The organism is Modestobacter sp. VKM Ac-2978, assembly GCF_026968025.1.
Lineage (GTDB): Bacteria > Actinomycetota > Actinomycetes > Mycobacteriales > Geodermatophilaceae > Modestobacter.
Window position 1 is genome coordinate 217,743 of sequence record NZ_JAPVBP010000007.1, and the last position, 19,863, is coordinate 237,605.

Below are 19,863 nucleotides of genomic sequence, written 5' to 3' on the forward strand. Positions count from 1 at the left end.
CGAAAACGGTACGGGGGGGCTCCGTCAGCCGGCGATGGCGGCCACCGGCGGGATCCTTGCGGCTCGCCGGGCCGGCAGCACCGAGGCCAGCAACCCGGCTGCGGTGGCGACGAGGACGATGGCCGCGACCTGCAGCCAGGGGATGCTGATCACCACCGTGCCCGTCTCGCTCGACTGGCCGAGTGCGGAGGTGGCACCGGCGAGGCCGTAGGCACCGCCGACCAGGGTGCCGAGCACCGCGGCGACCCCGGCGACGAGGACGGCCTCCCATGCCAACAGCCCGCGCAGCTGACCCCGCGTCAGCCCGAGGGCCCGGAGCAGGCCGCTCTCCTGGCGCCGCTCGACCACCGACAGCGCGAGGGTGTTGCCGACCCCGATCAGCGCGATGAGCACGGCGATACCGAGCAGCCCGGTCACGATCAGCAGCAGCACGTCCACCACGGAGTCCATCGCCGCGCGCTCGCTGGCCAGCCCGGTCACGAAGGGGTCGGACAGCGCCGTCCCGGCCAGGTCGGTGAGCTCGTCGGTGGCGGCGTTCTGGTCGATGCCGTCGGCCAGCCGCAGCCACATGGTCTGCACCGGTGCGTCGGGCACCAGGCCCTGCAGGTCGACAGCGTCGAGCAGCAGCATGCTATCGGTGCCGGCCACCACGGTGAACGTGCGCGACCGGTCGCCTGCGTCGAGCGTCATCGTTCCGTCCACCTGCACGCCGTGGCCGTCGAGGGACCATGCGGGCACCGCGATCTGGCCCGGCTCCGGCAGCATCGTCCGGTCCGCGGACCGCAGCACGGGGAGCGCCTGGGCCGGGTCGATCCCGGTCACCTGGTTCTCCTCGCCGTCCGAGCCGGTGACGGTGGCTCGGGTCAGTCCGGTGGCGGCGAGCACCCCCTCCGTCGAGGCCAGCTGCTGCTGCGCCGACACCGGGATCCCCTCGTAGGTCTCCACGATCACGTCGGTCGGGTAGTTCGCGGCCAGCCCGGCCTGGGCGGTGGCCCGGGTCGAGCTGGCCCCGACGACCATGGTGGTGGTCAGGGTGACGCCGATGAGCAAGGCGGTGGCGGTGGCTGCCGTCCGGCGGGGGTTGCGGCTGGCGTTGCCGGCGCCGCGCTCGAGCACGAGCGGCCGGACGGCCCGGTCCGCTCCGGGCCCGAGCGGAGGCTCAGCCCCGGCGCCAGACGACCTCGAGTTCGTTGCGGGCGCCGAACCGTTCGAGGTGTGAGCCGACAACGGACTGGACCCGTTCGAGTTCTTCGGTGCCGGGTGCGGTGGCCAGCAGCTCGAGGGTTTCCTCGCGCGAGCGCAGCAGGCAGTCGCCAGCGTCCAGCACAATGCGGATGCCGTCGGGCTCCTGGCGGATCTCGCTGCGCCGGCCGAGGTGTGCGGCGAGTTGCTTGGCGTAGCGCTCGGGGCTCGCGGTGGCGACGTCGGCTCGGGCGGTGAAGGGGGCGGTCATTCGGAACCGCCCCCGGTCGCGGGCGTGTCGGGGCCGTCGGCGAGCAGCAGGTACAGCGCGCGGCGGGTGTCGGCGAGGACCTGGGCGGCTGCGGCGCGCTGCGCCTCGGTGCCCGTGCGGGCGATCTCCTTGACGGCGCCGTGCACGCCCATGGTGAGGCCGCGCAGGTCGGGGCCGGCGTCGCAGCCCTGGTCGTCGGCGAACGGGTCGCTCCAGGTGGGGCGGCGTTCTGCGACGTGGGTGTGGCCGGTACCGGTGAGCGTGACCAGCTTGCGGCCGGATTCGGCAGTGACGGTGACCAGGCCCTCGTCCTCGAGCTGGCTGATGGTGGGGTAGATGGCGCCGGGGCTGGGGGTCCAGCGGCCGCCGCTGCGCTCGGCGATGGCCTGCATGAGCTGGTAGCCGTGCATGGGCTGCTGGGTGAGCAGCTGGAGCACGGCGGTGCGGACGTCGCCGCGTGGCCGGCGGCCACGGCCACCGGTGTGCCGACCACCGGGGTGCGGGCCGCTGCGGAAGGCGGCTCCGCGCTGGTGGCCGCCGCGGAAGGGGGCACCCTCGTCGGGGCCGGGGTGGCCGCTGCGGGGGTGGTGGAAGCGGGCGCCGGGGTGTTCGGCGTGTCCTCGCGTGGGATGCATGGTGTTCCTCCTGTTTGCGTATCGCGTGACGCTAACGATACATCGCTAGCGTCATAGGTCAACCGGGAGATCGAGTGAGTGCGTTCAGGCCATGGTCCTGCGGCAGTCCCGGAATGTCAGCGCACCCGCTGGAGGGGGCCCCTGGTGCGCAGAGCGCACGGGGCCCGGCCGCCACGACCGGCAGCGCGGCACACGCCGTGGCCGGCGGGCGAGGACCTGGCGCCGGAGGTGGGTACACCGCACGGCGGCCGCCCCGGGGAGACGACCGCCGTGCGGTGGGTGGGCGCCGAACGCGGAGCTTGAGGCCGGCGGCAAGGCCATGCTCGACGAGGTCGCCAGGCTGGTCCGCGTGCCGTGGCCGCTCCGGGAAGCCGCGTGACCGTGCCCGGCGATCTCCGGAGGACGCAGGTCGTCGTGATCGGCGGCACCTGGGGCATCGGCCGCCGCGTCGCCGAGCTCGCCGCGGCGGCCGGTGACGAGGTCCTGATATCCGGCCGGGACGGGGCCAAGCTGCGGACGGTCGTCGGGGAGCTGTGCTCGGCGGGTATCCCGGTCACCGGATCGGTCGTGGACGCGCGGGACGACGACGGACTGGCGCGCTTCTTCGCCGGGGTGGGCCGCTTTGCGATCCGTTCCTGCCGACGCCAGGTGTAGATGGACTCCTGGCTTATGCCCAGGTCCCGCGCCACGTCCACGACCGGTCGCCATGCGTCGAACAGATCGAGCACCTTGCGCCGGAACTCCGGCGGACAGCCACGTCTGCCCGCGAACCCTCCTCAGGGTCACATGGTCAGGATCTCAGTGATCTCACTACACGGAAGCCGGGGCCGACCACAGCCTCACCGAGAGCCTCGGAGGGAGGGCAGGTAGTGCTCAGCCCAGGAGGAGGTCGACCAGCAGGTAGCCGTTGAGGCTGATGATCAGCGCGGCGACGACCGAGCCGGTGAGCGTGGTGACCCGCCGGTTGACCCAGCCGCCCATCAGGTCCTTGCGGCTGGTCAGCCACAGCAGCGGCACCAGCGCGAACGGGATGCCGAAGCAGAGCACGACCTGCGACCAGACCAGCGCCGTCGTGGGGTCGCCGCCCAGGCCCAGCACCAGCAGCGCCGGGGCGAGGGTGATCAGCCGGCGGGTCAGCACCGGGATGTGCCTGCGCAGGAAGCCGGCCATCACGACCTGGCCGGCGTGGGTGCCGACCGAGGAGCTGGCGAACCCGGCGGCGAGCAGGGCGATGGCGAAGGCCAGGGCCGCGCCGCTGCCGAGCTGGTCGCCCAGGCCGGCGTGCACGCTCTCCAGCGACTCGATGCCGTCGCCGGAGGTGAACAGCTGGGCGGCGATCACCAGCATCGCGGCGTTGACCAGCCCGGCCAGCCCCATCGCGATGAAGACGTCGATCCGTTGGGCACGCAGCAGCCCGCGCCGTCCGGAGTGCGACCTCCCCGCGGTGACGGTGTCGCCGTACCGGCCCGGCGTCAGCGCGGAGTGCACGTAGATGACGTGCGGCATGACCGTGGCGCCCAGGATGCCGGTGGCCAGCAGCAGGCTGTCGGTGCCGGCGAAGCTGGGCACCATGCCGGAGGCGACGCCGCCCGGGTCGACCCCGGCGCCGATCAGCGTGTAGACGAACCCGCCACCGATCACCAGCAGCAGCCCGGTGATCACCCGCTCGAACGGCCGGAACCCCCGCGACTGGGCGGCCAGCAGGATGAACGCGACGATCGCGGTGATGATCCCGCCGATCCACAGCGGCACCCCGAACAGCAGGTTCAGGGCGACCGCCCCGCCGACGATCTCGGCCAGGTCGGTGGCGATCGCGACCGCCTCGGCCTGCGCCCACAGTCCCCAGGTGACCGGCCGGGGGAACCGCTCGCGGCAGCAGGTGGCGAGGTCCCGCCCGGTGGCCAGCCCCAGCTTGGCGGTGAGGGTCTGGATGAGCATCGCCATCAGGTTGGCCGCGACGATCACCCACAGCAGGGTGTAGCCGAACGAGGCGCCGCCGGAGAAGTTGGTCGCGAAGTTGCCGGGGTCGACGTAGGCGACCGCGGCGACGAACGCCGGCCCGAGCATCGGCCACAACCGCCGCTTGACCTTCGGCGCCGGCGGCCGGCTGCCGACGACGGTCGTGGACAGCACGGCGGCCTCAGTCGTCGAGAGGAACACCCACCTACTCCTGAGGGCTCACGTGCGGTTGCCGCCGGTGGGCGCATCCGCGTCGACCGGCGGCAACCTGCTGATCAAGGACGAGCGGCGCCGGTGGCATGTTCGATCTGTACGGCCAGGTCCTGGACGCACTCGGCCTTGCTGCGGCCGGTCTCCGAGGCGTGCACGCCGAGGACCAGGTCGGCCAGCAGCATCGCTCCACCGGCGAGTGCGCCCTCGTCCGGGAAGGTCTGCAGCAGCGCCGCCGCCCCCTCCGCGTCCCCGCGGGAGCGGGCGGCGAGCACACCGGCGACCCGCTGGGCGGCGTCCCCGAGCTGGACCAGCTGTGCCGGGGGAGCGCCGCTGGGCCGGGGCCCGGTCACGCCGCCGGAACGATCAGGCCGTTGGTCGCTGTTCGCGCGGCGTGGAAGCGGTGCTGGACGTCGGCCCAGTTGGCCACGTTCCACCAGGCCTTCACGTACTCGGCCTTGACGTTGCGGTACTGCAAGTAGAAGGCGTGCTCCCACATGTCGAGCATCAGCAGCGGCACCAGTCCGACGGGCAGGTTGCCCTGGTGGTCGTAGAGCTGGCAGATGAGCAGCTTCTGCCCGACGGAGTCCCAGGCGAGGATCGACCACCCCGATCCCTGGATGCCCAGGGCGCTCGCGGTGAAGTGGGCGCGGAACGCATCGAAGGACCCGAACTGGTCGTCGATCGCAGCGGCCAGCTCACCGACCGGCTTGTCGCCGCCGTCGGGGCTCATGTTCGGCCAGAACACCGAGTGGTTGACGTGCCCGGCCAGGTTGAAGGCGAGGTTCTTCTCGTAGAGGTTGACCGGTCCGAGCTGGTCCTTGTCGCGGGCCTCGGCCAGCTGTTCCAGGGCGGTGTTCGCCCCGGCCACGTAGGTCTGGTGGTGCTTGCTGTGGTGCAGCTCCATGATCTCGCCGCTGATGTGCGGGGAGAGCGCGCCGTAGTCGTAGGGCAGGTCCGGCAGGGCGTAGTCAGCCATCAAAATCTCCTGTTGCGAGAAGGTTGCAATAACCTGTTGCAACCTATTCGCAGTAGCTCCCGACCGGCAAGTCGGCCACAGTCAGCAGTGTCGGATCGACCAGCGATCGTTCTGGCCGGTGTTTCGAGTGGTCCACCGCGTCGTGGCGCTGTTGTGCCTGACGTGTCTGCTGGCGAAGACCTGATCAGACTCCGTCCACGAACTCCCGGCGGCGCGTGAGCCTGGCCGGCACGCCGACCTGTCCGGGCTGGCCCGCAGACGCACGAGCGTGGAGGTCGCCGGCTACGTCGGTGTCCACCGAGCCGGCGAGCACCTGTCCGATGCGCTTTCTGCGCCCGGCTGCGGCTGACTGTGGCTCTCGATCGCGGTTGGTCGACGAAGGGTTCACGCACGCCCGTCAGTGCGGTCGAACGGGCCACCACGGGCGGTGGGCACCCGTGGGCAGACCAGGCGCGTCGGGGGTTCGCTCGGCAGGGCGGCCGGCGTGCGGTCTGTCCGGGGACAAGCCAGGCGACCGGGTCAGCCCGAGCGGCGCAGACGGGTCATGGCGGTGTCAACCCGGCGATCGAGGCACTGCAGTGATCGGCTTGATCGTGGGGAGCCCGCACCGGGACTTTCCGGCGAACTCGGACATCGTCTGGAGGGGCGATCGACCACACCTGAGACGCGTTGTGGGAGCGGCTGGCTCAGGGAGGAGAGGAATCTGGGCACCGCTGATCTCGGGACGACGAGTGCTCGGGACACCACCGGAGGCGGTGCCCCGGGCACGCTGAGCGTTGTCTGCGGATGGGTGACCGCTCAACCCGCCGATACCGCAGTGGCCGACACCCCCGCCTCCGCGTGGCCGTCACCGATCGCTGCAGCGCTCGGGATCTGCCGGGTGATCAAGACCGACACGAGGGCGAACGCCGCGACCAAGGCTGCCCACATCGCCGGGGTGCCGCTCGCGAGGAAGCCCGCGGCGACTGTCGCCACCGCACCCAGGCCGTACTGCGACGCACCGATCAGGGCCGCCGCCGAGCCGGTGCTCGACCGTACAGAGCTCATGCAGCAGCTCATCAACGCCGGTTCTGCCACGCCGAGACCGAAGAGGCTCACCGCCATGCCGGAGACCACCACCGGGAGCGGGGCGTTGACGCCGGTCGCGACGACCGCGAGGAGCGCGCCGGCGAGAGCGATGCACCCTCCGTCGAGCGACTGCCGCCTGATCTCGATGGAGGCCGCCAGGCGGTGGGCGGCCACTGCACCGAGCAGGAACGCCATCCCGGTGGCACCGAAGACCAGGCCGAAGGTGGCCGGGTCCAGCCCGTACCGGTCCTGGTAGACGTACGACGCGCCCCCAATGTAGGCGAAGAGCATCATGAAGAGCGCGGAGATCGCCGCCAGGGGCCGGACGAAGTCCGGTGACCGGAGCAGTTCGCGGTACGCGGACCGGATCGGTGCGGCAGCGAGCGGCGTTCGGTTCTCCGGCGGAAGGGACTCGTCCTGGAAGTACGCAACGCTCGCCGCCACGAGCGCCCCGAGCAGGCCGAGCACCACAAACACCGAGCGCCAGCCGAAGTTCTGCTCGATGGCCCCTCCCGCCGCGGGGGCGACGACCGGGGCCAGCCCGGCCACCGTCATCAGCACCGCGTACAGGCGGGTCGCCGCCTGACCGACGGCCCGGTCGCGGACCGAGCTGTTGGCGATGACCACGGCGAGGGCACCCCCGACCCCTTGCACGACCCGCCCGGCGACCAGTACGCCGATGGAGGGCGCCAGGGCCGCGAGGAGCGAACCCGCGGTGAACAGCCCCAGGCCGAAGAGGAGTGGCCGTCGTCGCCCGACGGCATCAGTGATCGGGCCCGCGACGAGCTGCCCCAGGCCGAGCACGAGCAGGAATCCGGTCAACGTCAGTTGCGTGACCCACACCGGAGCCGAGAAGTCGGCGCTGATGGCCGGTAGCGAGGACAGGTACATGTCCGCAGCGAAGGGCAGCAGGGCCACGATGGCGGCGGTCGTGAGCGTGAAGGATCGAGGGATCGTGTGGGTCATCGGAGTGTGTCCAAGAGAAGGAGGGCCCAATCGGGAGTCCGCCACCACGATAACCTCGAAGTGATACGCACGTATCGAATTGTGAGGAACTTTGACGCAGCCCATCGACGGACCTTCTCGCCAGGTCCGCGCCACTCGAAAGCGCGTGGAGATCCTGCGTGCCGCGGTCATCCTGATGACCGCCCACGGCACGGCAGCGGTCACGCACCGGTCAGTCGCGCAGACGGCAGGCGTCTCACTCGGTGCCATCCGGTACTACTTCGCGACACGGGAGGCGCTGCTGCTGGCGTGCGTCGACCACGTCGAGACCGAGCGGGCGACCGCCGCGGACGACGTGCTCGCGACGGCGCAGCGCCGGCCACCCCCAGACGCCGGAGAAGTCGCCGCGTTGCTCCTGACGGCGTACTACGGACTCCGCCAGGACGATGCGACACTCGCCGGGACGCTCGGTTGGGTCGTGGACTGTGCCCGCGAGAGCGACGCCCTGTCGACCCGCGTGGCGCGTGCGCGTGACGTCATGGACCGCCAGGTGGGCGACCTGCTCGACGCCTGCGACCGGAGTGAGGTGCCGGCGACCCTCGTCGGCGCAGTGATCGACGGCAGCGTCGTCACCGCGACGGCGGAAGGAGAGCAGATGATCGCGGACCGGGCTCTGCGTGAACTCATCGGACTGCTGCAGATCTGCGCACGAGCGCGTGCCCACCCCCGGTGAGCCATCGGGCAGAGGGCGGGGCGGTCGTCGAGGCGCTGGGCGGCACTGTGGACGGCGCCCTCGTCGCGGACGACGTCCATCCGGTCAACGGAGCGCCGACCGGCCGTGCCGCCGGTCGGCTGGGCTGAGCTGTTCGGCGAGTCGACGCGCCGCGGCCTCGTCGGACCGGCGGAAGTGGTCGTCGTCGCGGGTGTAGAGCCAGTTGAGCGACAGACCGTAGAGCAGGCCCAGCGTCGACTCGGCCTCGGTCGCGTCCGGCGCGGCAGCAGGCAACTCCTCGGCGCGGCCGCCCGTCAACGCACGTTCCCGGAGTGCCAGCTAGGCACCTGGGTGCTCGACCACGTCGTCCGCGTGACGCATCCGGGCGGTCCTGAGCGCTTCAGTGGGAGTCGTACCGGCCTCAACGGCCCGCGCCCTCAGAGCAGTGGCCCGCTCCCGGTTGGTCTGGAGGACCGCGCGCACCAAATCGGCCCTTGTTGTCGAACGCATGGTGCACCGCGCCGAGCGGAACACCTGCTCCCTTGGCGACCGCACGGGTGGTCGATGATCAAACACCCTCGCGCTCCTGCACCCGCATCGCAGCACCGGCCAACTCGACGCGGCGCTTTCTGCACGGGCCGACGCGGCCTCTCCCGGTGGTCATCGCTTCGTCGTGTCCGCTGACGACCGGCGGGGCCCCCCGAGCCTGGGCCGCCTCAGCGGCCAGCCGATCACCCCGCAGGTCCACGATGGCCCGGACGCCGATCTACACCACGACGGCCGTGCAGACCGCCAGCACGGCGTGTATACGCGGGGAAGGTCCGTCGCGCCTCGGCCAGCAGGGCTCCGGCGACCTCAGAGGGGAGCGCGACCTCAGAGGGGAGCGTCCCTGCCGAGTCCGCTGCGCTGCCCAGCGTCTCCCGGGCGGCGGCCAGGTGGTCGTCGGGAACGCCGGCCACCTGCTCGAGGGAGGCCGCGTACGCCGACAGGCCGAGGGGTGAGCGGCAACAACTGGGCCACGGGCGTGCTCAACCGACATGACCTTCCGCGCTGACAGGGGAGTCGGTGAGCAGTCGTACGCTGACGACGCCAAGATCAGTCAAGATGTGCCCCGCCGCGTCGCGGTCACAGGCGTCGATCGCAAGGTCGAATCCCGCGTCTCCATCGGCGCTGCCTGGCCCATGGGCCGATGACTCGTCAGCCTGCTGTGCGGCGTGCATGCTGACGATTGGAGCCTCGCGACCGGACAAGTAGAGCACCACGCCCTGTCCTGCCGCGACGATCTGCTCGATCGCTGCATCCAGGTCCCCACCGTAGCGGTGGAGGCGACGGCCGAGAACCTCACTGGACACGCAGTCGGGGTGGACCCCGACCGGACAGTCTGAACCTTCAGGAAACCATCCATCGGCGTCGAGTCCCGCGACGAAAGCCAGATGCGATTGGCCACCTACCTGATCGGCGTAGCCGACCGCCGTGAGCACGCCGTGTCGAGTGGGCACCTGGGCGGTCAGAACGCGGCGAAGGCGGCTTTCCTGCGCACGACGGAAAGTCCGGATCTCCTCGATCGTGATGATGGCAAGACCATGTACGTCGGCGAACACGGTGCAGCTTGCGAGGTCTCGCGTCGAGCCGTCATCCTCCACCAATGCAGCCATCACGCCGACAGGTTCTCTGCCAGCGAGACGAGCCAAGTCAACGGCGGCTTCGGTGCATCCTGCCCGCGCGAGAACGCCACCCTCCCGTGCACGCAGCGGCAGGAGATGCCCCGGCCGAATCAGATCGCCTGGCTCGGATGCGGGATCTGCCAGCAGGCGTGCCGTATGCGCACGGTCACGGGCAGAAATTCCCGTTGAGACGCCTGAACTCGCATCGACGCTGACCGCGAAAGCCGTCCCCACTCGCTCGTCATCCGGATGCACCATTGGCGGAATCCGCAACCGGGAGAGGGCCGCGTCGGTCATTGGCACACACACCAGGCCAGAGGTGTGCCGCACGATGAAGGCCATCCATTCCGGAGTGATGGCGTCGGCGGCGATGATCAGGGAGCCCTCGTTCTTCCCGTCCTCCCCGTCGATCACAACCACGGGGCGCCCCGCCGCAACACCACGAAGCGCCACGTCCACCGGCGTCAACGACACCCTCGCCGCGGAGGCGGTGAGGGTCCCCCGTCCAGCTGCTCTCGCCATCCACTGCTCCATCTCAGTCGAGCACAAAGGGAATGTAAGCCGACCGCTGACCGGCATGCGAAGTGCCGCGTTTCCGAGCGTCCATGCCGACCTGACGTCGGCGTCTGACCGCTCTCCCCCAGGAGGCGTCGGCGTGAACTCAACACAACCAGGTACCCATGCCCCGCCGCCGGATCAACGCCGTTCGAAGCCTGCGCGGAAACGTGAGTCAAGCTGGTGAGGCGCGCCGCACCAATTTGTGGTTGCAGAACTCGAGAATGCCGAGCCGTCCTAGTTCGCGACCGTGTCCCGACAGCTTGACGCCTCCGAACGGGAGATCCGGTTCAGAGTCTTCAGCGCAGTTGATGTAGACCATACCGACGTCAAGCTGGTCCGCGGTGTCGGTGGCCCGCTGCTCGTCGGAGGTGAACACCGCAGCGCCGAGGCCGTACGGGGATTGATTCGCGAGTTCGATGGCCTCCTCGTCGCTGTCGGCACGATAGACGACTACGACGGGGCCGAAGACCTCCTCTGTCGCAATGTCCATGTCCAACGTGACGTCTGTGATCACAGCAGGGGAGATGAAGGCGCCAACCCCCGACAGGGCTCCTCCGGTGTGCAACTTCGCGCCCTGTGCGACGGCTCGTCGAATTTGTGCGTGAACATGCTCGGCTGCGGCACGCGATGCAAGGGGCTGCATCGCTGGGTCTGCTGCATGCTTGATCGCCTGCTGGACGAGCTCACCCACGATCGCGCCGTAATCGTGATCACGAACGATCACGCGTTTTGGCGAGTTGCAAGCTTGACCCATGTTCGCCATACGGGCGCCGTAGGCAACGCGCGCCGTCGTAGCCGGATCAGCGGTGTCGAGGATCAAGAACGGATCAGATCCGCCCAGTTCGAGGACGACCTTCTTGAGATGGCGACCGGCAGTCTCACCGATGACGGCTCCGACACGCTCGCTCCCGGTGAAGGAAACGCCCTGTACCCGAGAATCGGCGATCGCCTTCTCGACGTCCTCGTTGTCCAGCAACAGGGTGGAGTAGAGGTGCGGTGGAACTCCTGCATCCAGAAGCACTCTCTCGATCGCCGCGGCGCTCCGGGGACATGCCGGCGACGGCTTGACGACGACTGCATTGCCGAGAAGCAGGTTGGGTGCGATGAGCCGAGCAAGCTGGTAGTACGGGTAGTTCCAGGGCATGATGCCGAGAACGACACCGACTGGCCTCTTCAGGATCTCGGCTGTGCCACCCGACCGCGGCGTGAAGACCTCGGACCTGAGCAGTGCGGCACCCTCCTCGGCGTAATACTCGAAGATGTCGGCCACCACCCCCACCTCCCCGACAGCGGAGTCGAGAGGCTTTCCCATCTCGAGGGACGCATGCGCTGCCAGGTCATGTCGTCGCTCCCGCATCAGCTTCCCAACTGACCCAAGGCTCGCTGCGCGCTCCTCGAGCGGAAGGCGACGCCATGTCCGGTGTGCCTCGTCAGCGGCCGCGATGACTCGTTCGGCCTCAGTCCACTGCATGCTGTCGAACGATTCCACCACCGCCCCCGTCCGCGGATCGGTCACCCGATATGCGTTCTGCATGATCACACCTCCTGATGACCGTGCACGACCGCGCTCGTTCGACGCGACGCCGTGACAAAGGACTCGACAATAGAAAGACCTGTGGACGCTGGTCGGCGCTCCGGGTGCCACTGCACTCCGACGATGAACCGGGAACCCGTACATTCGATTGCCTCGACGACTCCGTCTCCCGCGTGCGCGGTAGCGCGCAATCCCCTACCGAGCGTTGCGACTGCCTGGTGATGATGGGAAGGGACGTTGAGACTCGAACCGAGATCTCGCCACACGCGCGTGCCGGGGATCGTGTTCACGTAATGATCGACGAACTGCCCATTCAAGTGCATATCTGGTTCGTCGACCCGATCGGCCAAGTGCTGCTCCAACGTGCCACCGAGCGCGACATTGATGATCTGCATGCCCCTGCAGATGCCGAGCACCGGCTTGCCACTGTCGATGGCCTTGAGCGTGAGAGCGATCTCAAGGCGGTCTCGGGCGCGGAGAGGGGGGTCGTTCGCCGGATGCGGATCGTGCCCGTAGGTCCGGGCATCGACATCGCGACCGCCGGCCACCACAACCCCGTCGACCAGCTCCACGATGCGATGCGCCTCAGCCAGCGTGGCGTCGGTGGACGCAGCCAGCACAGCGACGCCACCTGCCGCCTCTATGAGGTCTATGTACGGGGCGAAAAGCGCGTCGGTCAGCTCGTCTGGCCATCCCTCGGAACTCGTCAGACGACGGTCGAGGGCCATGGCGATCAGCGGACGCGTCATCGGTCCATCCCCAGCACTTCGAACGTCCGTACCGTCCCACCGCAGTCATGTCGACGACGTGGGCCGCAGATCCCGGGAGACCACAGGCTGCAGCCCCGTTCGTCCGGTGGGAGGGGAGTGACCGACCTACCTGTCACCCGGCATCCGTCAGACGTCCCGCCAACGCGCCGCCACAGTGGAACCCGCGGTGCGGACCGTGCGCGCGGGCTGCTGTTGCAGGCAGAGATCGCAACGCCGTCGAGGTCGGGTGCGGGCTGGGCGGAGTCAGCTGGCGACATCACCTCGAAGAGGACCGGCACCTCTGCTCTGCTCGTCGGGAGGGTTGCGATCAGGTCCCTGGAACCGCCTCCGTCGATGAGCCTCACGTCGTCTCCACCTCACTGCTTCCCCAGTCAGTTGCCCGCCGCAGCTGCCGCATGTCGGGCCACAGTGCCACCCGGTGCTCACCGGCACTGATGTTTGCGGCGGGTGTGCACGCCTAGTGGCTGATCGTGCGCTAGCGGTTCATGAGTGTTGCGCGGAAAGTCGCGGGAGTTCTCGCCGACGCAGGCAGGATCGACGCAATCACCCGAGGAACAACCACATGAGCGGCCTCACGGAGGTGCACGAACGAGATGACGGACTTGCGAGAGTGGCTGCCCAAGGCAGTCGACGCGATCCAGGCCTGGGAATCTGGGTTTGGTGAGTTTGAGGCGCATCCGAGCACGGAGGTGCCGGATTCGGAGCTCGCCAGTGCGTTCGAGCGGCTTGTGGAACGTCTTGCCGACAACTATCCGTATGGCCATCCGCGTTACGTGGGCCAGATCCTCAAGCCACCGCACCCTGCCGCGATTCTCGGCTACGTGACCGCGATGTTGATCAATCCGAACAACCACGCGCTCGATGGGGGTCCGGCCACGGCCGCCATGGAAAAGGAGGTCGTGAGCAAGCTGGCAGCCATGTTCGGACTTCCTCAGCACCTCGGGCATCTCACCAGCAGCGGCACCATCGCCAACCTCGAAGCGTTGTGGGTCGCCCGCGAGTTGCATCCCGGTAAGAAGGTCGCCTACAGCGCTGATGCGCACTACACCCATTCGCGGATGTGTGCCCTCATCGGCGTCGAGGGTGCCTCGATCGAAACGGACGAGCGCGGGCGCATGGACCTGAGCGCGTTGGAACGCGCGCTTTCCTCCGGAGACATCGGTACAGTCGTCGCGACGGTGGGGACCACCGGTCTGGGCAGCCTCGATCCTCTGCCCGAGATCGTTGAGTTGGCTCGCCACCATGGCGCTCGAGTGCACGTGGACGCGGCCTACGGCGGGTTCTACGCCCTGATCGCCGACGACTCCGAGGACGGGGTCGAGAGTGGACCTTTCCGAGCTCTCGCGGATGCTGACAGCATCGTCGTGGACCCACACAAACACGGTCTCCAGCCGTACGGGTGTGGTGCCGTCCTCTTTCGGGATCCATCCGTCGGTCGCCTGTACGTTCACGACTCGCCGTACACCTACTTCAGCTCGACTGAGCTCCACCTCGGGGAGATCTCACTCGAGTGCAGCCGTGCTGGCGCGGCTGCGGCCGCGCTGTGGATGACGCTGGAAGTCCTCCCCCTCACCGATGAAGGTCTCGGACAGGTTCTGCGCGCGAACCGTCGGGGAGCGATTGCCTGGCACGAGCTCTTGGGCACGTCCCGCTCGCTGGTGCCCTATCAGGCACCTGAACTCGACATCGTGAGCTACTTCCCACGGCTCCCCACGCTGTCAGCCATCGCGGAAGCCAGCCAGGAACTCTTCGTCCTGGCCGGCTCGGGCGCCCCTGTCGAGCAGATCCACCTGGCGACATTCAATGTCACCGCAGATGCGATGGGCAAGCGTCACGACGTGACGCTGGATGGGGAGCAGGGCCGGATCTTGCGGAGCACCGTCCTGAAGCCGGAGTCGGAGTACGCCATCCGGGGGATCCATCGCAGGCTCGAGGAGCTTGCCGGCGAGAACATCGCTGCACGGTTGTAATCCAGAAGAGATCTCAGTGACGGAAGGCATCAACTGATGAAGCTAGCGAATGTGGCGGGTCGAGCTTCGATTCTCATCGAGGGCCGCGTCCTGGATGTCGAGCAGGCATCCGCGGGGCAATTCTCGAGGGACCCGATGACCCTAGCCGACCTCGACGTCCACCCAGAACTCCGGAGATTGGCTGCGAATGCCGACGTCGAGTCGCTGCCGCTGCTGGACGAGAAGAACTTGAAGGCGCCTGTCCCGCGTCCGTCAAAGGTGATCGCCTTGGCGCTGAACTACGCCTCGCACGTCATCGAGTCGAAGAAGACGATGCCGGAAGAGCCCCACGTGATGGTGAAGTTTCCCACCAGTATCTGTGGTCCGTTCGACACGATCGTCGCCCCACGTGATCGCCCTATGATCGACTTCGAGGCAGAGATCGTCGTGGTGATCGGTAGGACCTGCAAGGCCGTCAGCGAACACGACGCATGGGACGTGGTGGCTGGCATGATGGCTGGAAACGACATCTCGGACCGTGGAGAGCAGTTCCGTCCGCCCATCAAGCAGTTCTCGATGGCGAAGTCCTATGACACCTTCGGTCCGACCGGGCCGTCCCTGGTGACTTCTGATGAATTTCCCGACCGTAATGACATCGGGCTCGACGGCTGGGTCGACGGTCTTCACACGCAGACCGCCCGGTCCAGCGACTTCATATTCTCTGTGGCGCAGCAGATCGCATGGCTGTCTCGCTTCTGCACCCTCAATGCCGGTGATCACATCTGGACCGGCACCACCGGCGGTGTAGGCGAGTCGCGAACTCCTGAACTCTGGCTCAAGGACGGATCCATCGTCGAGACCGAAGTCGACCTGGTCGGCCGCATGCGGAACCCTGTCAAGGTCGGCTGAGCATGCGGGTCATCAGGGACGTCGTGCCAGCAGGGACGTATGGAGGGAACTTCTCTGGCGAAGTGTCGCTGGCGATGCTCCGTGCTGCAGCCGACGATTCACAGCCGGACGTAGCGCTCGTGCGCTTCCTCGAGGGCGCCACCACTCATTGGCATTCCCATCCAGGCGGCCAGCTCTTCTGGGTGGTCGAGGGACGGGCTGTGGTCGGCACGAAAGGCGACGGTGCCATCGAGCTTCAGCCGGGCACTCTGATCGAAGCTCCGGGCGACGAGTCGCACTGGCATGGTGCCGCTCCAGGACTGGACACCACACTGCTCACCATCACATGGGGAACCACCGTCTGGAGCGCCAACCCGGCCCCCAGTAGCCCGACAATGAAGGAGGAACCGTGAGCGACCGCGTTCTCGACCAGGGACTGGCCGGGCGGAAGATCGGTGTCAGTCACTTCGGTGTGAGCTGCCTGGACTTCTCGAAGATGCTGGACTTCTACACCCGCGTCGTCGGTCTCACCATCGCCGACGAAGGGCACATCAACGCGGGAGGTGGAACCGACCTCGCCTTCCTCACCACCGACCCGAATGAGCACCATCAGTTCGTCCTCGCCTCGAACCGACGCGACACCGTGATCGAGACCACGCCGGTGGAGGGGGGCAGCATCGGTTCGAACGTCTTCCAGGTGTCGTTCCGCGTGCGCGACCTGGACTCGCTCCGGCGTCTGAACCGCAGGTTGACCGAGGAGAACCTGTGTGGGCAGATGGCGATGGACCACGGTAATGCCTGGTCCCTGTACGTCCGTGACCCCGAGGGCAACGGTCTCGAGTTCTTCGTCGACACCCCTTGGTACGTCGCTCAGCCGTGCGCCGAGCCGTTCGATCTCGAAGAGCCGGACGAGACGATTATGGCCCGAACCGAGGCGTACATCCGTTCCCAGCCAGAGGGGGAGCCGGTCTCCGAGTGGAGTGCTGCACTCGCGAAGCGCATCCTCCAGGAGCAGGCGCGCCTATGACCCGAGACGAGCAGGTCGTCGCCTGGCTCGGATCCGCGTGCGCTGGACCCACCAGGTGGGGAACGTTCGCGGTCCTCGGGGAACCGGGTGCGGCCGAGATCATGGCCGAACAGGGCTTCGACTTCCTGCTCGTCGACCTTCAGCACGGGCTCCTCGACTGGGCGGACGTCGCCACCTTCACCCGAGCGATCGAGAACGTGGGCGCCGCGCCCCTGGTGCGCGTCCCGTCGGGCGATGCTGCGTCGGTCGGCCGTGCGTTGGACCTGGGCGCTTGGGCGGTCGTCGTCCCGATGATCGAGACGGGCGAACAGGCGAGGCAGATGGTCGCGGCCACGCAGTACCCCCCTCGGGGAACGCGGAGTTTCGGGCCGTTCCGCGGCAGGGCCGCGGCCGATGACGTTGCGCGTTGTCTGGTGATGATCGAGACGGCAGCCGGTGTCGACAACGTTGCCGAGATCGCTGCGGTCGATGGCATCCTTGGCATCTTCGTCGGACCGACCGACCTGGGTCTCAGTCTCGGTCTCGGGAGCGCCTATGAGGTCGGCGAGCCGAGCCATGACGACGCCGTTCGGACGGTGGTCGAAGCCTGCGCCCGAGCTGGTGTGATCGCAGCCATCCAGACGGCCGGCGCTGCGGAGGCGACCATGCGAGCCAGTCAGGGCTTCGATCTCGTCAGCATGCGCAGCGACGCCGCGCTGCTGCGCGGCGCTGCGGCAGAGATCTTGAGAGCGGTCCACTAGTCGTCGTCACCGAGTTGTCCGCGCCGCCCTGGGGGCGGTCGCGTCCTCCTCAACGGTCGGCTGAGCGCGATGTGAGCTGGTCAAGCACCTCGTGAGTGACTTGCTCCAGGTCAGAACGAATTGTCCCGAGCGTTCACAGGGAGATGAATTGTCCGCAGGCGCGATCCACCAGCAGCATCCCGAGCCAGCGCCCAGAGCCGTGCCGCATTCCGCGGACTCCGTCATCATCGGTGCCGGCGTGCTGGGTCTGCTCACCGCACTGGAACTGCGACGGGCAGGAATGTCGGTAGTCGTCCTCGACGCCGGTCGAGCGGGTAGCGCTCAGTCGGGTAGCAATCTGGGATTCGTCCGCCAACAAGGCCGCGGCGCCAGCGAGGCCACGCTCATGCGGCGCTCGACCGAGCTGTGGGGGCAGTTGCACGGCCGTCTCGGCGAACGTCTGGGCTGGACGAACGGCGGTCATGCGTCGGTCGGACGCGACGCAGCGAGCGAAGTGGAGGTCCGCGCATGGGCGCCGATCGCTCGCGAGCAGGGCATCCCCTTCGAGTTGCTCGGTCCCCGAGAGGCCACTCAGCGTTTTCCATGGATCGGCGCGGGCGTGGGCGTGGTCGGCTTCACGCCGACCGACGGGCATCTTGATCCCGTCGTGGCGATGCAGGCCATCCGTGGCCTGGCGCTGTCCGAGGGCGTGGAACTGCTGGAGAACGTTCCCGCGGTGTCCTTGGACATCACCGGCGGCAACGTGGTCGGCGTGCAGACGCCCGGCGGGACCATCCGGACTGCTGCCACCGTGCTGGCCGCTGGCATGTGGTCGTCACGGCTGTTGCGCCGACACGGCGTGCACCTGCCCCAGTACACCGGGGTCGGCACGGTTGCGCGCACCGTCCCGGTGCCCCGCCTGACGCACAGCACCGTCTGGGACTTGACCGGCGCCGGAATGCGGCAAGACCTGTCCGGACGGATCAACTTCGGGCTCGGACAGCACGTCGACATAGACGTCGGCTGGGAGGAGGTCTCTGCGGCACCGCATCTTCTTCGCACATACCTCGGGAGTTGGCGGACGCTACGCCTCCACGCGGGCAGGCGGCTCGCTGGTGATGTTGGGTCGAGGCTGCGGCGCCTGCCTCTGGCTGCGCTTCCGCTCGACAGGCCGGAGGCGAACCTCAAGCTGGTCGCAAGGGCTCGTAGGGAACTGGGTCGCCTGGTGCCGAGCCTCGGTGAAAGCGTCGAGATCGAGAGCGCTTGGGCAGGAGCCATCGACAGCAGTGCTGACTTCCTGCCTGTGATCGGCGAGGTGGGGCTCAGTGGCCTGGTTGTCCTCACTGGGATGAGTGGGCACGGGATGGGAATCGCGCCAGCGGCAGCCGAGGCGGTCGCTCAGATCGTCGTGACAGGGGACGCAGGGAGTGCAGACATCTCCGCCCTCGACCCCCGGCGACTGCGCGGCTTCCGTGCCTACGACACGCACGCCCCGCGATGATCGGGTCTGACCGTCGTCCAGCTGTTCACCCGCCCGCCGAAGGAAGTTGCCTGCCGGCCGACGCGTCGGCCGCTCTTGAGCCGGCGGTCGCCAGGGCACGATTGAACTCCTGGCTCCTGCGGGCGGTACTCGACGATTGCGCTTCGATGGGGTGGTTGGACCGATGGATGCCGGCGGGTGTGATGGGTGTCGAGACCGCCTCGCTCTCCTCGTCGTCGTCCGCCCGGAGAATTCCGTCAGGACGTCCACGTGTCTTCTCTGGGCCTCCGGTCGCCTCTTCGGCACCCTCGCGCTGGAAGAGTCGGACTCCGCCTCCCGGGTTGGCCCTCGCTGCGCTGGCAGGCGTACGTCACGAGTGCGCCGCGGCGGCTGAGGGGCCGGGAGGGAGCCGGATCGAGGACGCGCCATTGCCAGCTGGTTATTATACAGATACCGTCGTTTCCTGAAAGAAACAACGTGACGAGTCTCCGCTACTTGCGTTTCGCTCTGCCGGAGCAGGTGTGGGGCTGAGGAGGTGCCTTGGATGATCGAGCAGTCAGGCGCAAGTCCGCACGGGTGGCAACGCTGGGAGGAACTGAAGAGGCACGAGATCGCTGCCTTGGCGCCAGAGGCGCTCGTCGTTATCCCGGTAGGGGCCATCGAGCAGCACGGCCCCTATCTCCCCACTGGCACCGACATCACCCTGTCGACGCGCGCCGTGGAGTTGGCATTGGATCGTGTGGGCGAACGAACAGACGCGCACTTCCTCTTCGCGCCATTCCTGCGTATCGGCTGTTCGGCACACCACCTGCCCTTCGGCGGGACGATCTCGCTAAGCCCGGGGCTGATGATCGACGTGCTCGTCGAGGCCATGCTGAGCATGACCGCGAGCGGTGTTCGCCGGATCGTTCTCGTGAATGGTCACGGAGGCAACACCGGCGTTTGTCATGCCGCTGCCTCTGACGCGGCGGCGAGATCCGATCTCCTGGTCGCGGCTGTGGACTACTGGGAGTTCGCCTCCACCGCCGGGACCCAGCCTCAACCCGGCCATGCTGGTTGGTTCGAGACCTCCCTCATGCTCGCGGCCCGGCCAGATTGGGTCGCCGGCGAACGTGAGCCTCGGAGAGCCGATGGCCCGATGCAACCCGGGCGCGGCGTCTACGGCCGTGGGGTCTGGGCGGGAATCGACGGCTACACGGACCAACCTGCGTCCGCGACCGCCGACCAAGGCAGCGACATGCTCCAGTACATCGTGCATCAACTCGCCGATCGCCTCGTTGACCTCGCTCAGGAGATGCGTTGATCGAGGCGGG

The 19,863-nt window shown here is 68.2% G+C and carries 20 protein-coding genes and 1 pseudogene; 9 read left to right on the forward strand and 12 right to left on the reverse strand.

Annotated elements, in window-relative coordinates; genetic code table 11:
• Window positions 1-24 precede the first annotated feature (24 nt).
• From O2W53_RS17815 to O2W53_RS17825, 3 genes are read right to left on the reverse strand one after another with little or no spacing between them, the layout of a single operon-like run.
• Window positions 25-1,116 carry an ABC transporter permease gene (locus O2W53_RS17815; protein ID WP_269164399.1) on the reverse strand — a complete coding sequence of 364 codons (1,092 nt, stop codon included), beginning with the start codon at window positions 1,114-1,116 and terminating at the stop codon, window positions 25-27.
• A gap of 43 nt (window positions 1,117-1,159) precedes the next feature.
• The gene (locus tag O2W53_RS17820; RefSeq protein WP_269164400.1) at window positions 1,160-1,453 is read right to left on the reverse strand and encodes a DUF2218 domain-containing protein; all 294 of its coding nucleotides are present in this window, start codon (window positions 1,451-1,453) and stop codon (window positions 1,160-1,162) included.
• Entirely contained in the window at window positions 1,450-2,088 is a 639-nt protein-coding gene (locus tag O2W53_RS17825; RefSeq protein ID WP_269164401.1) for a PadR family transcriptional regulator, read from the reverse strand. The genes O2W53_RS17820 and O2W53_RS17825 overlap by 4 nt, the downstream gene beginning before the upstream one ends.
• 414 nt (window positions 2,089-2,502) lie before the next feature.
• Between O2W53_RS17825 and O2W53_RS17830 the strand changes: the two genes are divergently transcribed.
• Complete coding sequence (locus O2W53_RS17830; protein ID WP_442929292.1) at window positions 2,503-2,742, forward strand: hypothetical protein; 240 nt, start codon at window positions 2,503-2,505, stop codon at window positions 2,740-2,742.
• On the opposite strand, the pseudogene O2W53_RS23965 reads toward O2W53_RS17830, so the two are convergent.
• The 5 genes and pseudogenes from O2W53_RS23965 to O2W53_RS17850 all read right to left on the reverse strand — a co-directional run.
• Window positions 2,733-2,816, reverse strand: a pseudogene (locus tag O2W53_RS23965) (hypothetical protein); the annotation flags it as partial. The gene O2W53_RS17830 and the pseudogene O2W53_RS23965 overlap by 10 nt on opposite strands.
• 145 nt (window positions 2,817-2,961) lie before the next feature.
• A complete protein-coding gene (locus tag O2W53_RS17835; RefSeq protein ID WP_269164403.1) occupies window positions 2,962-4,248 on the reverse strand; it encodes an Nramp family divalent metal transporter in 1,287 nt (428 codons plus the stop codon).
• Between the two features lie 74 nt (window positions 4,249-4,322).
• Window positions 4,323-4,610 carry a hypothetical protein gene (locus O2W53_RS17840; protein ID WP_269164404.1) on the reverse strand — a complete coding sequence of 96 codons (288 nt, stop codon included), beginning with the start codon at window positions 4,608-4,610 and terminating at the stop codon, window positions 4,323-4,325.
• Complete coding sequence (locus tag O2W53_RS17845) at window positions 4,607-5,236, reverse strand: superoxide dismutase (protein ID WP_269164405.1); 630 nt, start codon at window positions 5,234-5,236, stop codon at window positions 4,607-4,609. The genes O2W53_RS17840 and O2W53_RS17845 overlap by 4 nt, the downstream gene beginning before the upstream one ends.
• A 798-nt stretch (window positions 5,237-6,034) precedes the next feature.
• Window positions 6,035-7,375, reverse strand: a complete 1,341-nt coding sequence (locus O2W53_RS17850) for a multidrug effflux MFS transporter (RefSeq protein WP_269164406.1) — start codon at window positions 7,373-7,375, stop codon at window positions 6,035-6,037.
• On the opposite strand from O2W53_RS17850, the gene O2W53_RS17855 reads away from it, so the two are divergent.
• Window positions 7,362-7,982, forward strand: a complete 621-nt coding sequence (locus O2W53_RS17855) for a TetR/AcrR family transcriptional regulator (protein ID WP_269164407.1) — start codon at window positions 7,362-7,364, stop codon at window positions 7,980-7,982. The two genes, O2W53_RS17850 and O2W53_RS17855, sit on opposite strands and share 14 nt — an antisense overlap.
• Before the next feature lie 84 nt (window positions 7,983-8,066).
• Here O2W53_RS17855 and O2W53_RS17860 read toward each other — a convergent pair whose 3' ends face one another.
• The 4 genes from O2W53_RS17860 to O2W53_RS17875 form a co-directional block, all read right to left on the reverse strand.
• Window positions 8,067-8,279: a hypothetical protein gene (locus tag O2W53_RS17860; RefSeq protein WP_269164408.1), complete on the reverse strand. Its 213-nt coding sequence runs from the start codon at window positions 8,277-8,279 to the stop codon at window positions 8,067-8,069.
• 710 nt (window positions 8,280-8,989) lie between these two features.
• Window positions 8,990-10,084, reverse strand: a complete 1,095-nt coding sequence (ribB, locus tag O2W53_RS17865; RefSeq protein WP_269164409.1) for a 3,4-dihydroxy-2-butanone-4-phosphate synthase — start codon at window positions 10,082-10,084, stop codon at window positions 8,990-8,992.
• 271 nt (window positions 10,085-10,355) lie between these two features.
• The gene (locus O2W53_RS17870) at window positions 10,356-11,717 is read right to left on the reverse strand and encodes an aldehyde dehydrogenase family protein (RefSeq protein ID WP_269164410.1); all 1,362 of its coding nucleotides are present in this window, start codon (window positions 11,715-11,717) and stop codon (window positions 10,356-10,358) included.
• Between the two features lie 2 nt (window positions 11,718-11,719).
• The gene (locus O2W53_RS17875; protein ID WP_269164411.1) at window positions 11,720-12,466 is read right to left on the reverse strand and encodes a gamma-glutamyl-gamma-aminobutyrate hydrolase family protein; all 747 of its coding nucleotides are present in this window, start codon (window positions 12,464-12,466) and stop codon (window positions 11,720-11,722) included.
• Window positions 12,467-13,080: 614 nt separating this feature from the next.
• On the opposite strand from O2W53_RS17875, the gene O2W53_RS17880 reads away from it, so the two are divergent.
• The 7 genes from O2W53_RS17880 (at window position 13,081) to O2W53_RS17910 (ending at window position 19,853) form a co-directional block, all read left to right on the forward strand.
• On the forward strand, window positions 13,081-14,457 hold the full coding sequence (locus tag O2W53_RS17880) for a pyridoxal phosphate-dependent decarboxylase family protein (protein WP_269164412.1): 1,377 nt from the start codon (window positions 13,081-13,083) through the stop codon (window positions 14,455-14,457).
• Between the two features lie 135 nt (window positions 14,458-14,592).
• Window positions 14,593-15,345 carry a fumarylacetoacetate hydrolase family protein gene (locus O2W53_RS17885; protein ID WP_269164413.1) on the forward strand — a complete coding sequence of 251 codons (753 nt, stop codon included), beginning with the start codon at window positions 14,593-14,595 and terminating at the stop codon, window positions 15,343-15,345.
• A gap of 62 nt (window positions 15,346-15,407) precedes the next feature.
• Window positions 15,408-15,737, forward strand: a complete 330-nt coding sequence (locus tag O2W53_RS17890) for a cupin domain-containing protein (RefSeq protein WP_269164414.1) — start codon at window positions 15,408-15,410, stop codon at window positions 15,735-15,737.
• Complete coding sequence (locus tag O2W53_RS17895) at window positions 15,734-16,351, forward strand: VOC family protein (protein WP_269164416.1); 618 nt, start codon at window positions 15,734-15,736, stop codon at window positions 16,349-16,351. Before O2W53_RS17890 ends, O2W53_RS17895 begins: the two co-directional genes overlap by 4 nt.
• Complete coding sequence (locus O2W53_RS17900; RefSeq protein WP_269164417.1) at window positions 16,348-17,091, forward strand: HpcH/HpaI aldolase family protein; 744 nt, start codon at window positions 16,348-16,350, stop codon at window positions 17,089-17,091. Before O2W53_RS17895 ends, O2W53_RS17900 begins: the two co-directional genes overlap by 4 nt.
• A 148-nt stretch (window positions 17,092-17,239) precedes the next feature.
• Window positions 17,240-18,571, forward strand: coding sequence for an NAD(P)/FAD-dependent oxidoreductase (locus O2W53_RS17905; RefSeq protein ID WP_269164418.1), 1,332 nt, complete (start codon window positions 17,240-17,242; stop codon window positions 18,569-18,571).
• Window positions 18,572-19,094: 523 nt separating this feature from the next.
• A complete protein-coding gene (locus O2W53_RS17910) occupies window positions 19,095-19,853 on the forward strand; it encodes a creatininase family protein (protein ID WP_269164419.1) in 759 nt (252 codons plus the stop codon).
• Window positions 19,854-19,863 lie beyond the last annotated feature (10 nt).

Excerpts from the sequence above, each read along its gene's own strand:
- O2W53_RS17820 (WP_269164400.1), bottom strand. The coding sequence starts at position 1,453 with ATGACCGCCCCCTTCACCGCCCGAGCCGACGTCGCCACCGCGAGCCCC.
- O2W53_RS17825 (WP_269164401.1), bottom strand. The coding sequence starts at position 2,088 with ATGCATCCCACGCGAGGACACGCCGAACACCCCGGCGCCCGCTTCCAC.
- O2W53_RS17845 (WP_269164405.1), bottom strand. The coding sequence starts at position 5,236 with ATGGCTGACTACGCCCTGCCGGACCTGCCCTACGACTACGGCGCGCTC.
- O2W53_RS17850 (WP_269164406.1), bottom strand. The coding sequence starts at position 7,375 with ATGGGCTGCGTCAAAGTTCCTCACAATTCGATACGTGCGTATCACTTC.
- O2W53_RS17870 (WP_269164410.1), bottom strand. The coding sequence starts at position 11,717 with ATGCAGAACGCATATCGGGTGACCGATCCGCGGACGGGGGCGGTGGTG.
- O2W53_RS17875 (WP_269164411.1), bottom strand. The coding sequence starts at position 12,466 with ATGACGCGTCCGCTGATCGCCATGGCCCTCGACCGTCGTCTGACGAGT.
- O2W53_RS17880 (WP_269164412.1), top strand. The coding sequence starts at position 13,081 with ATGACGGACTTGCGAGAGTGGCTGCCCAAGGCAGTCGACGCGATCCAG.
- O2W53_RS17885 (WP_269164413.1), top strand. The coding sequence starts at position 14,593 with ATGACCCTAGCCGACCTCGACGTCCACCCAGAACTCCGGAGATTGGCT.
- O2W53_RS17900 (WP_269164417.1), top strand. The coding sequence starts at position 16,348 with ATGACCCGAGACGAGCAGGTCGTCGCCTGGCTCGGATCCGCGTGCGCT.
- O2W53_RS17910 (WP_269164419.1), top strand. The coding sequence starts at position 19,095 with ATGATCGAGCAGTCAGGCGCAAGTCCGCACGGGTGGCAACGCTGGGAG.